Raw genomic sequence first — 12,285 nt, 5'->3', positions numbered from 1 at the left:
GCATCGTATCTCATGAAAATCAAAACAACTACCAATGAAAAGCAATCAAATTTTATCAATTTTTGTGGCTGCAGTTTTTAGTATGGCAGCTCTTGTTTCATGCGATGACAGAAATGGAAGAAATCCAGTCGTCGAAAAGCCCGGCATGGCTCCAGATGTGAGCTTTACAGCATTATCAGCAGATAATATGATTTTAACCTATGAGGCGCAGGATTTGTCATCTCCAACTTCTATGATTGCAATCACAGGGTTGCCTATGGGAGAAAATATTATTTCCATCGATTATAGACCAGCAACTGGTCAATTGTATGCTTTAAGTACAGCCAGTAAATTGTATCATATCAATGAAAATTCTGGAGCTGCTACCATGCTAGGCACAGAACCTTTTTCACCGGCATATGATGGAGCAAACGCGTCAATAGATTTTAACCCTACAGTGGATAGAATCAGACTTGTAACAGAATCTGGTCAAAACCTGAGACTACATCCTGAGCTTGGTACTGTTGTAGCAATTGATGGTTCTATTAATGGAGGAATGAACCCTAGAATCGGAGCTGTAGCTTATTCCGATAGTTTTTCTGGAACTACCATGACAACTCTTTATGACATTGATTTGGAGGAAAACAAATTGTATAAGCAAGTGCCTCCAAATGACGGAGGTCTTGAGGAAGTTGGGAATTTAGGTTTAGACTTAGAAGGAGTAAGTGATATGGATATCACACCTGATAATTCTATTGCTTTTGCAGTTAGTCAAAAAAACACTAAAACAAGACTATACCGAATTGACCTGACGACAGGGGATGCTGAATGGCTGGGTATGTTTAAAGAAGATGTGATTAGTATTGCTTTCAAGACAAACCCTATCGCTTATGCAGCTGATGCAAATAACATGCTTTATAGATTTGATCCGACTGATCCAAATCCGATTGCTGTGGAATTTAAAGGTCTGGGTTCAGGTGAAATGATCGCTGGTTTGGATTATCGACCTATTAATGGACAATTATTAGCCGTTTCTAACATGAGTCAATTATATAGCGTGAATCCAGCAAATGGTACTTTGACTGCCATAGGAGATCCATTAAACCCGATGGCTATGGGAATGTATATTGGCTTTGACTTTAATCCTACGGTAGACAGAATCCGCTTAGTAACGGAGACTGGTCAAAACTTAAGGCTGCACCCTGATTTGGGAACTGTAGTTGCTGTTGATGGATCTTTGAATCCAGGAATGCCTCATGCTCCGGCCGCGGCCTATACCAACTCTTTTGCTGGTACTACTACTACGGCATTATATGTAGTAGATTCTGAAGATGATATGCTCTATCAAGTCTCTCCTCCAAATGATGGTGATTTGGTAGCAATAGGTCCATTAGGTATAGATGTTGAAGATGACAATGGCTTTGACATTGGTGGCACTTCAAATATGGCTTATGGCGTATTTACAGTAAATGGAATGTCTGCAGTGTATGCGGTTGATTTGATGACTGGAGAAGCGAGTAAAGTTTCTGACTTGAATTTTATGCCAACAGCAATGGCTTTAGGCCTTGGTTTTTAAGGTTGAATAAGAGATACAAAAAATGGCCGTTCTTTATAGATCGGCCATTTTTTTTGTAGAAATCATCATTCCTTATAGACCATCACATAGAAGGTTAGCCATATGATCAGAGGTATATAATAGGAAACAAAAACCACGGCAGAGCTTTCTCCCAAACTTCTCCTGCTGATCATATGGAATCCATATAGCCAAAGAATACCATACAACACTTCAAAGATATTAATCGTACCCAATGCATAGTGGTATTGTTGCGAGACATTTTCTGCACCTAGGAGTGACAATAAAGAGAGTGCACGATATTCATCAATTTGTTGGTAGGTTACAGTGGACGATGGTGAAAGGAATACCAGAAGTCTAATCAATTCTGGGAAAATAAAAATCATCTCAGCTACCAAGGCAAACCTCCAAAGCTCTTTATAAGGCACTTTGAAGCCTAACATAAAGGCTCCCAACCAAAATAAAAACGAGATCACCGTAAATTTCCATAATAGAGCAAAAGGTGTCCAGATGTAGTTTAAAGCATTGAAAATATGAAAAATCATAAAATCTCCTCTCTTTTCTAAAGCATCATAATCCGGAATGGATTCTAAGATTAATGTGTTTGTCAAATACCTTATGGTAAGAAAGAGAAGTACCAATACGAAAAAATATATCCTTTTATCGAAATCAATTAGGTCTTTAAGACGTTGTGCTTCTGAAGAAAGAGGTTGTGCCATTTTAAAAGGTTTATGACATAAATCTAAAATAATGTTTGGGATTAGCTCTACTTTTGCGAAGTCATCATGAATAATATGTTAGCAAGAATTTTATCTATTAGTTTGATTATTTGGCTGAACCTGGTAAATGTAAATGCATTTAGCCAATCTTTACCCTTGGACTCCTCCTATACGGTGGAGGAGCCTTCGAGGTATTTGCTCTTGGATAAGGGACTTCAATTTCGGATTACCAAAGCCATCAATAGCATGTATGACTTCAATTTCCCTGTTGCTGAACATGATTTTGCAGTTTTAGCTTATCAATATCCTGATCATCCTTTGCCTGATTTCTTGATGGCTTTAGGTTATTGGTGGAGAATAGAGGTGGATGTGACCAATGAAAAGTACGATGATATTTTTATCCAATACCTAGATAGAGCGATTGAAAAGGCGGAGGAAATTTATGATGAGGATGAAACCAATAAGGAAGCCGCTTTCTTTCTAGCGGCAGGATATGGTTTTCAGAGTAGGTTGTATTCAGAGAGGAAGAGTTGGACGAAGGCTGCCTGGTCAGGGAAAAATGCCTTAAAATACATGGAGTTGAGTAGAGGCGAAGAAGAATTTAACCCTGAGTTACTACTGGGAGATGCCTTGTTTAATTATTTCTCAGTTTGGATACCTGAACATTACCCTTTGTTAAGACCAGTGTTGGCTTTGTTTCCCAAAGGCAGTAAAGAGTTGGGGCTTCAGCAGCTTGAGCAAGTAGCAGCGAATGCTTTTTATACGCGCGTAGAGGCGCAATACTTTTTGTTCAGACTTTATGCTTCCGAAGAAAAGAAGCCTTATGAAGCGCTTAGGATTTCTGAATACCTGCATTCCAAATTCCCAAATAACCCTTATTTCCATCGGTCTTATGCTAGACACCTTTATACAGTCGGCAGATGGCCAGAGTCATTAGCTCAATCCTTGGAAATTCTAGAAAGGATAGATGCAAAGCAAGTGGGGTATGAAGCAAACAGTGGGAGGTATGCGTCTTTCTATGTAGCGGAATATAATAGGCGGATAGGTGATATGGTAACTGCAAAAAGGTATTATGAAAAAACAGTTGCTTATGGTGAGGAGTCCGAATCTCAGGAAAGTGGGTATTACCTACACGCTTTAGTTCAATTAGGAAAAATTGAAATGGATGCTGGTAATAAGAAATTGGCAAAGAAATACTTTAAAGAAGTAAAACGATACGCAAAGCGAAAACACCCCGCTCATAAAGAAGCTAGGGAGTTTATCAAAAAGAATAAACTTTAAATTAGTTTCTCACGTAATTTAGGTTTGAGACAGGAGATAATTTGAATTTTTCCGAGGGGGTGAGGGATTTTAAAAGGAATCTTCGCTAAATGCCTAAGAATTATTAAGAAAATTTCGAAAACATCCATTAATATCTCTTAAATCGTTTTAAAATTTTCAGTAATTACTATAATTTTGCACAACATAAAATTTTGTAAAAGCAGAGATCATGGATAATAGCGTAAGAATAAAGTTTGATAAAATTGATCGAAGAATATTAGAAATTCTTCAAGCAAATGCTAAAATCACAAACGCGCAGCTTTCTAAAGATATTGGACTCTCTCCAGCACCAACTTTGGAGCGAGTAAAAAAATTAGAACAATCTGGTATTATAAAAAGCTATCATGCAAAGCTTGACCCAGAGAAAATTGGGTTGGGTGTAAGCACATTTGTTTTGGTTAGTTTGATTGGTCATAATAAAGGAAATATTGATGCCTTCATGAAAGAGATCAATGGTATTCCTGAAGTAATCGAATGTCACCACATCACTGGTACTGGCGATTTCATTTTGAAGATCATCTCTAAAGACATCACAGCTTATCAGAAGTTGATGCTTGAAAAAGTTTCTGAAATTAAAGAAGTAGATTCCATGCAATCAATGGTGATTTTATCTACTTTCAAAGACTCTAAAGTATTGCCGATCCCGGCTTAAGAAGTATACAGGAAAAATTTTGATAGGGGTGGCGAAAGTCACCCCTTTTTTTTGATAACAATGGAAAAGAACCCCTGGAAAACCAAAGCAATTACAACTCCATATGAAAATCCCTGGATCAAAGTGGAGGCACATGATGTGCTAAATCCTGCCGGAAATCCAGGTGTATATGGGAAGGTTCATTTCAAAAACAAAGCATTAGGGATAATTCCTATTGATAAGGATAACAATACTTGGCTTGTTGGTCAATACAGGTATCCCTTAGATGTATATTCCTGGGAGATTCCAATGGGAGGAGGACCTATTGAAGAAGATGTTCTTGAAAGTGCAAAAAGAGAGCTGAAAGAAGAAACCGGGCTAATAGCGAAAGACTGGAAATGTATTATGAAGATTCATACTTCTAATTCAGTCACCGATGAAGAAGGGTTTGTTTACCTGGCTCAGGACCTTATTCAGTCTGATATTGAGCCTGAGGAAACAGAGGTGCTTGCTATAAAGCGTGTGCCTTTTGAAGAAGTGATTTCGATGGTGATGAATGGTGAAATCACGGATGGAATTAGTATTGCTGGAATTTTGAAAGTTGCCCGTCTCTTGGGCCTTTAGATTATGACCATAAAAGAACATTTTAAAATAACTTTTACATTGGCTTTTCCTGTGATGATGAGTCAACTTGGTCAGGTTTCTGTCGGTGTGGCAGATTCGATGATGGTAGGCCGACTTGGGGCAGTTCCTTTGGCTGCAGCTTCCTTAGGTAACAGCATTTTCTTTGTGATTTTGATGTTCGGGATGGGGGTCTCTATGGGGATAACACCTTTGATTTCTGTTGCTGAAGGAAAAGGTAAAAATAAACGTATTTCAAACTTATTTGGACATGGACTTTGGATAAACGTGTTTACAAGTTTGATTCTGACCTTTATTGTAATAGGTCTTTCGCAAGGACTTCATTTTTTAGATCAGCCGGAGGAGGTAGTCAACTTGACCATACCTTATCTCTTGGTGATTACTGCTTCGCTTTTTCCTTTTATGATATTCCAAAATTTCAAACAGTTTGCTGAAGGAATGTCGCAGACCAAGCAGGCGATGTACATTACTATATTTTGTAATGTGGTCAATGTGTTTTTAAACTATCTATTGATCTTTGGAAAATTTGGTGCTCCGGAAATGGGCTTGATGGGAGCAGGGTGGGCAACATTGATTTCCAGAATATTTATGCCAATCATGATGGGCTGGTATGTTTTGAGATCCAAAAGATATCAAATATATAGCCTTAGCTTAAGGTTGAGAAAATGGAGTTTCCCTATGTTTAGCAGAATTTTGAATGTAGGCATCCCAACAGGATTTCAATATATTTTTGAAGTAAGTGCTTTCAGCTCAGCGGCCATTATGATGGGTTGGCTTGGAGTTAATGCACTTGCGGCGCATCAAATCGCTATAAATTTGGCTTCAGTCAGTTATATGATGGTAGCTGGATTATCCACGGCAGGAATGATTCGTGTCAGCAATCAAATAGGACGTGGCAATTTAAAAGCAATGAAAGAGGCTGGCTTAGTGGTTTATGCTATGGCTATGGTATTTATGTTTGCAACAGCCCTGATTTTTGTTGTTTTCCGGGATTTTCTTCCCACTCTTTACATTGATGATCCAGAGGTAATTACACTTTCTGCATCCTTATTGATTATTGCAGGTTTATTCCAATTATCAGATGGAGCACAAGTAATAGGTTTGGGCGTTTTGAGAGGAATGGAAGATGTAAAAGTGCCGACAATGGTTACATTAATTGCATATTGGGTAATAGGTCTTCCTTTAGGTTATGTCTTGGCATTTGAGATGGGTTTAGAAGAGAAAGGGATTTGGTACGGTTTATTCATTGGATTAAGCCTTACAGCAGTCATGCTTTATATGAGATTTCAAAAACTTAGTGCCCAGCGAATGAAAATGTCTAAACCCATTGCCCCGTTAGTTTGACCATTCCTTCAATTTTTGTATTCATGATTTGAATATTAGATTATATTCATGAATTAAAAATTCAGAATATGATCAAAAATATACTTTCATTAGCCCTCATTTTTTCTTTGTGCCAAGTTGGTTTTTCTCAAGATTTTGCTGTTTTGACACAGCGGGATCAGGCCGAAGTTATTGATGGCTGGCTTGAAGATCGAATCAATAACCTACTTCCAAAATTGATGACTGAAACGGGAATTGATATGTGGGTGGTTATTTCTCGTGAATACAATGAAGATCCAGTAATTCGCAAGCTTTTACCTGCAACTTGGATGGCAGCGAGAAGAAGGACAATTTTGGTCATGTATCAGCCTGAAGCTAATGCTGATGTAGAAACTTATGCTGTGGCTCGATATGATGTAGGCAAGGCATTTAAAAGAGCATGGGATCCAGAAAGTCAGCCTGATCAATGGGAAGCATTAATGGATTTGATCAAAGCTAAAAACCCTAAAAAGATTGGGTTGAATTTTGCCATAGATTATGGGCATGCTGATGGATTGACTATGAATGAGTACCAACTTTTTCATGATTACCTACCAGAGAATTTAAAGCCTAATATTGTTTCTGCCCAGACTCTTTCTGTGAGGTATTTAGAAACTAGAACACCTGCTGAAATGGCTACTTACCGTCATATTCAGGAAATCGCACATCAAATTGTTCAGGAAGGACTTTCTGAGCAGGTAATAACGCCTGGAGTAACTACCACCGATGATGTGGTTTGGTGGTACAGGGAAAAAATCAAAGAATTGAAATTGGACACTTGGTTTCATCCATCTGTTGATATTCAAAGAGCAGATCCAAGCACTGATGAAGCGAAGAGATCATTTGCAACCAAGCAGGGTTCCATGGTAATTATGCCAGGTGATCTTTTGCATGTAGACTTTGGTATTACCTATCTCAGACTCAATACGGATACGCAGGAAATGGCATATGTGCTAAAATTAGGTGAAACCGAAGTGCCAGAATACCTTCAAGAAGCATTTAATGCTGGAAATCGAGTTCAGGATATCTTGACCCAAAACTATGTCAGCGGGAGAACAGGGAATGAGATCCTTCGCGAATCTCGTAAGGTAATGGATGCCGAAGGTATCAGAGGAAGCATTTATACCCACCCTTTGGGCTATTATGGACATTCAGCAGGTCCTACCATCGGAATGTGGGATAATCAAGGAGATACTCCCGGAGCAGGTGACTTCCCTTTACATGCAAACACCGGGTATGCGATAGAATTGAATGCGGTTGTATTTGTAAAGGAATGGAATAAAGACGTGAGAATTATGCTTGAAGAAGGGGCCTTTTTTGATGGAGAAAAAGTGAATTATTACAATGGACGTCAAAAGAAAATTATGTCCATACCAAGATCTACGGAGATTCTAGGTAATTAATGAAGGGAGATTAATTTTCCTTCTTTTTTCGAAAACATCAAAATTAAAAATGAGAGACTTGCAAAGGCTGCTGCAGTAAGAAAGACAAGTTGAAAATTCTCTGCTCTATTGCTAAACAAAGAACCTGAAACGATAGCACCTACACCGATCCCTGCTTCTAAAGCAATGTACATCGTAGCAAGTGCCCGACCTCTAAACTGATCTCTGGATAAGTCTATGACCCAAGCGGCAACTGTAGGGCTATACATTCCTACTGCTGAGCCAAACAATACGCCTGAAATCATCAGAGTTTTTTGTTGGGTAGCAAAAGCGATGGTAATCATTGCAAACACCATAAGTAAACTGGCTACACGCAATACAGGTACTCTTCCAAACCTATCTGAAGTTCTACCAGCCAACAGTCGGATTCCTAGGGATGAAATTGTGAAAACTGCGAAAAAAAGACCTTTATTCTCAATCCCTAAATGAGTGGAGAAATCAGGGATTATGGTAAGTATAGTACCAAAAGAGAATACACAGAGAAATAGAACTATTGATGGTAAAATCACCCTTTTTTCTATGATCTCATCTTTTTTAAGCTTGAATAATCCCAATGTTAAAGGTTCTTTATTCGGAAGAGTTTCTTTAAGTCTAATCACTATCAGGATAGAAAGAATTGATGTAAAAGCTGAGCTATAAAAAAGGAATTCTATGGGCCAAATTGTAGCTACCCATCCTCCAATTGCAGGGCCAGCGGCCATTCCTAATGAACTGAAAAGAGATTGGATACCCATTGCTTCCCCTCTTTTTTGAAATGGGATAATATCGGCAACATAGGCTGAAATACCTGTTGGGGTAAATCCTGTAGAAAATCCATGGAGGAATCTTAAGAAAAGAAAACCTCCAACAAAACTAAGGATGGGGTAAAGTAAGCCAGCAATGAAACAAACGCTAGCTCCAAAAATCATGACTGGTATTCTCCCGATTTTATCTGCTAGCTTTCCGCTAAAGGGCCTTGAAAGTCCTGCGGAAAGCGTAAATAGGGATATGATTAATCCTTTGTACTCAGCTCCACCTAAGCTACTAAGGTAGGAGGGGAGCTCAGGAATGATCATATTGAATGAGGAGAAGAATAGAAAAGAACTCAAACAAAGAAGAAAAAAATTGAGTGTGAAAAAGGAGGGTAGTATTCTCATCCGGGTCTTAAACAAGAAAAGGCCAGAAAATGATCTGGCCTTTTGATTAATCTTTATTTGCTTCCTCTTCGCTTTGAGCTAATAAATAAGCTTTCATAAACTCATTTAAACCTCCATCCAGTACATGCTGGGTGTCTGAAGTCTCATGTCCTGTTCTTGCATCTTTTACAAGTTTGTAAGGATGAAGCACATAGTTTCGGATTTGCGAACCAAAATCTACTCTCAACTTGGAGGATTCGATTTTTGCGATTTCCGCATTTCGTTTTTCAACCTCTAGTTGGAATAATCTGGACTTCAACATTTGCATGGCCTTTTCACGGTTGGCAAGTTGAGATCGTTCGATTTGACAAACTACTACAATCCCTGTGGGTTTGTGAGTGAGTTGTACTTTCGTCTCTACTTTATTGACATTCTGTCCCCCAGCTCCACCGGATCTGGAAGTGTGAAGTTCAATATCTGCAGGATTAATATCGATCTCAATGGAATCATCCACTTCGGGATAAGCATAAACGGAAGCAAATGAGGTATGTCTTCTTCCTCCTGAATCAAAAGGAGAAATCCGAACAAGCCTATGTACACCAGTTTCTGATTTTAAGAATCCATAAGCCAATGGACCTTCAAACTCAAGGGTACATGATTTAATTCCTGCTACATCGCCTTGCTGCACATCTACTTCACGAACTTTATAGCCATTTTTCTCTCCCCACATGATATACATTCTCATGAGAATGGAAGCCCAATCATTACTTTCGGTACCACCGGCACCTGGGTTGATTTCCAATACGGCATTAAGCTGATCTTCTTCCGAGGAAAGCATTTTCTTCAATTCCAATTCTTCTACTGTAGATTTGGCTTTTTCGAATTCTCTGCTCATTTCCTCTTCTGATACCTCATCAGCACTGTAAAATTCATACAGCACTTCTAGGTCTTCAATCGCTTTCTCTAAATTCTCGTAAGAGGTAGTCCAGGTTTTTCTCGCCTGGATTTGCTTCATGGTTTTTTCTGCTTCTTCTGGATCGTTCCAAAAATCGGGCTGTGATGATACGGCCTCGAAATCTTCTATTTCAGCTTTCTTACGATCGTAGTCAAAGATACCTCCTTAAAGCCGAGGTACGAGCTTTCAAGTCTTTCAGTTGTTCTGAAGTCATCTGTCTAGTGATAAAATTTAGGTGGCAAAATTCAGAAAAAAAATCTGTTTATGCTAAGAGAAATGAATTAATCCATTCTCATCATTACAATTTGGATGTTATTTCTTCCCTTGTGCTTAAAGGTCTTATATCGTAAAGGTAACATTGCCAGTCCAGTAGCTAATAAAGCTCCTGAAGTAATACCCACGCCTTTATCTATAGATAATTCACCTTCATGATATAGACTATTGACCATATCCGCAGATACGAGTATCACACCGGCTCCAAGAATAAGATAGTTGAGCGCTCCAAGGGTTCGATTACGAGAGTCTTTTTTGCGAATATCGACTTCCACAATGTCTTGCGGAGATATGATATTTTCACTCATGTAGATGAAATTTTGATCCACACTTTCAATGACATCTGTTATGAAATAACCGATCTTTTTACTTTTATAAGTAATCTCCTCTCCAGGGTAATATCGGATTTGAGACTTTTGGTTTGTTCCTCGTTTGAGTAATACAAAATCTCTGGATTGCCCAAAAGCAATCGTGCCTATTGTAAAAAGTATAGAAAAAACTAAGAACTTTTTCATAGAGCTAATTAAACGAAAAATGGAATAATTTGATGAGTTCCTAAGAAAATTTAATAAAAAAAGCAGGATGTTTAAACACCCTGCTTCGTTTTAGATTTTTATGATCCATTCATGGGGATCTGAAATCTTACCATATTTTATCCCATCCAGCTCGGCCAAAACTTTATTGGAGAAGGCCTCGGGAGATTTTGAGGGAAGCGTATAATCTTTTCCATTGACATGAATTCGCTCTATGTGTGCAATAGTGGCTGCGGTTCCTGTTCCAAAAGCTTCTTCAATAGTACCATTTACTAAAGCTGCTTCTAATTCACCAACAGTCAAAAACCGTTCTTCAACAGGATGATTCCAGTCTCGCGCAAGTTGCAATACAGAATTTCTTGTAATCCCTTTTAGTATTGTGCCTGAGCTTAAAGGAGCAGTGATAATTGTACCATTTATTTTAAACATGACGTTCATGGTACCACTTTCCTCAATTTTACTGTGGCTTTGTCCATCAGTCCAAAGTAATTGATCGTATCCGGCTCTTTGGGCCTGCAATGCAGGATACAAGGAAGCAGCATAATTACCTGCCGTTTTAGCTGCACCAGTTCCCCCTGGGTTTGCTCTTGTAAATTCAGTCTCTACTTTCACACTTACAGGCTTGCTGTAATAGTTTCCTACTGGACATGTGAAAATGATAAATTTATAGGTGTCTGATGGTTTTACACCAATGTAGTCATCTGTAGCAAACATAAATGGCCTAACATAGAGAGAAGCACCTTTTGCAGTTGGTACCCATCCTCGGTCTAAGTCTAATAATTGACTCATCCCTTCCATGAATATTTCCTCAGGAAGGTGAGGCATACACATACGTTCCGCTGACTCATTTAACCTTTTCCAGTTTGCATCAGGTCGAAAAACTAAGACTTCACCTTCCTCATTCTTATAGGCTTTTAATCCTTCAAAAATGGATTGTCCGTAATGCAAGGTTGCATTGGAAGGGTTTAAACTTAAAGGAGCATAAGGCTCAATTCTTAAACCAGTCCATTCACCATTTTTATAGTCAGCGACAAACATGTGATCACTGATAGTTTTTCCAAAAACTAGATTGGAAAAATCTGTCTTTGCTAATCGAGATTCGGCAATTGTTGTTACCGGGATGGCAAGTGATGTTTTCATAGCGAATGCCTTTTTCTGGTATAATTCCAGCGTCAATAATTCATTATTTCCTGGGTTTCCAGGTTTGTTCTTCTGCTCCTAATTCCTGACTCATCAGTCTTCCTAAAACAAATAGGAAATCTGATAGCCTATTTAAATATTGAATAACCAATTCTGAAACCGGTTCTAAGGTAGAAAGTTGTACGCTTATCCTTTCTGCTCTGCGGCAAACTGTTCTTGCCACATGACAAAAAGATACCGACTGGTTTCCTCCAGGTAATATAAATGCGGTCAAAGGAGGGAGCTTGCTCTCCATTTGATCAATTTCATTTTCTAATAAGGTGATATCTTCCTTATGAAGATCCGGTTTTTTTACCTTGTCTTTACCCGGAACAGTGGCCAAATCAGCGCCAATAGTAAAAAGCCGATCCTGTATCTCTTTGAGTAGGTCTGCTCTTCCAATATTGACTGGTTGATCTCTTACTAGTCCTAAGAAAGAATTAAGTTCGTCAATTGTCCCGTAGGCATCAATTCTTAAGTCAGATTTTTGGACTCTTTTTCCGCCTAATAATGCTGTGGTACCTTTATCTCCTGTTTTAGAATAGATTTTCATTCAGAACTG

The 12,285-nt window shown here is 38.6% G+C and carries 12 protein-coding genes; 6 read left to right on the top strand and 6 right to left on the bottom strand.

What is annotated here, in order from left to right:
• Window positions 1-34: 34 nt before the first annotated feature.
• Window positions 35-1,555, top strand: a complete 1,521-nt coding sequence (locus tag ALPR1_RS13470) for a DUF4394 domain-containing protein (RefSeq protein ID WP_008201465.1) — start codon at window positions 35-37, stop codon at window positions 1,553-1,555.
• Window positions 1,556-1,620: 65 nt separating this feature from the next.
• Here the strand turns inward: ALPR1_RS13470 and ALPR1_RS13465 are convergent, their stop codons facing one another.
• Window positions 1,621-2,271 carry a hypothetical protein gene (locus tag ALPR1_RS13465; protein ID WP_008201462.1) on the bottom strand — a complete coding sequence of 217 codons (651 nt, stop codon included), beginning with the start codon at window positions 2,269-2,271 and terminating at the stop codon, window positions 1,621-1,623.
• A 75-nt stretch (window positions 2,272-2,346) separates the two neighbouring features.
• On the opposite strand from ALPR1_RS13465, the gene ALPR1_RS13460 reads away from it, so the two are divergent.
• From ALPR1_RS13460 to ALPR1_RS13440, 5 genes are all read left to right on the top strand, one after another.
• Window positions 2,347-3,552, top strand: a complete 1,206-nt coding sequence (locus ALPR1_RS13460; RefSeq protein ID WP_008201461.1) for a tetratricopeptide repeat protein — start codon at window positions 2,347-2,349, stop codon at window positions 3,550-3,552.
• Between the two features lie 208 nt (window positions 3,553-3,760).
• Window positions 3,761-4,243: an Lrp/AsnC family transcriptional regulator gene (locus tag ALPR1_RS13455; protein ID WP_008201460.1), complete on the top strand. Its 483-nt coding sequence runs from the start codon at window positions 3,761-3,763 to the stop codon at window positions 4,241-4,243.
• A 60-nt stretch (window positions 4,244-4,303) separates the two neighbouring features.
• Window positions 4,304-4,846, top strand: a complete 543-nt coding sequence (locus tag ALPR1_RS13450; protein WP_008201459.1) for an NUDIX domain-containing protein — start codon at window positions 4,304-4,306, stop codon at window positions 4,844-4,846.
• A gap of 3 nt (window positions 4,847-4,849) precedes the next feature.
• Complete coding sequence (locus ALPR1_RS13445) at window positions 4,850-6,208, top strand: MATE family efflux transporter (protein WP_008201456.1); 1,359 nt, start codon at window positions 4,850-4,852, stop codon at window positions 6,206-6,208.
• A gap of 68 nt (window positions 6,209-6,276) precedes the next feature.
• Window positions 6,277-7,629: a M24 family metallopeptidase gene (locus tag ALPR1_RS13440; RefSeq protein ID WP_008201454.1), complete on the top strand. Its 1,353-nt coding sequence runs from the start codon at window positions 6,277-6,279 to the stop codon at window positions 7,627-7,629.
• On the opposite strand, the gene ALPR1_RS13435 is transcribed toward ALPR1_RS13440, so the two are convergent.
• From ALPR1_RS13435 to ALPR1_RS13415, 5 genes are all read right to left on the bottom strand, one after another.
• On the bottom strand, window positions 7,626-8,804 hold the full coding sequence (locus ALPR1_RS13435; RefSeq protein ID WP_040302838.1) for an MFS transporter: 1,179 nt from the start codon (window positions 8,802-8,804) through the stop codon (window positions 7,626-7,628). The two genes, ALPR1_RS13440 and ALPR1_RS13435, sit on opposite strands and share 4 nt — an antisense overlap.
• 46 nt (window positions 8,805-8,850) lie before the next feature.
• Window positions 8,851-9,952 (bottom strand): peptide chain release factor 2 gene (gene prfB, locus ALPR1_RS13430; RefSeq protein WP_153231814.1). Its coding sequence is split into 2 segments (ribosomal slippage): window positions 8,851-9,891 and window positions 9,893-9,952, totalling 1,101 coding nucleotides; the frame shifts between segments, so codons are not numbered across the junction.
• Between the two features lie 67 nt (window positions 9,953-10,019).
• Entirely contained in the window at window positions 10,020-10,526 is a 507-nt protein-coding gene (locus ALPR1_RS13425) for a hypothetical protein (RefSeq protein ID WP_008201449.1), read from the bottom strand.
• Window positions 10,527-10,616: 90 nt separating this feature from the next.
• The gene (locus ALPR1_RS13420) at window positions 10,617-11,684 is read right to left on the bottom strand and encodes a branched-chain amino acid aminotransferase (RefSeq protein ID WP_008201447.1); all 1,068 of its coding nucleotides are present in this window, start codon (window positions 11,682-11,684) and stop codon (window positions 10,617-10,619) included.
• A 43-nt stretch (window positions 11,685-11,727) separates the two neighbouring features.
• Window positions 11,728-12,276: a cob(I)yrinic acid a,c-diamide adenosyltransferase gene (locus tag ALPR1_RS13415; protein WP_008201446.1), complete on the bottom strand. Its 549-nt coding sequence runs from the start codon at window positions 12,274-12,276 to the stop codon at window positions 11,728-11,730.
• Window positions 12,277-12,285: the final 9 nt, after the last annotated feature.

It is taken from the genome of Algoriphagus machipongonensis (assembly GCF_000166275.1).
GTDB lineage: Bacteria > Bacteroidota > Bacteroidia > Cytophagales > Cyclobacteriaceae > Algoriphagus > Algoriphagus machipongonensis.
The sequence above is the reverse complement of the archived record's forward strand: the minus strand, read 5'-3'. Positions and strand labels throughout refer to the sequence as shown.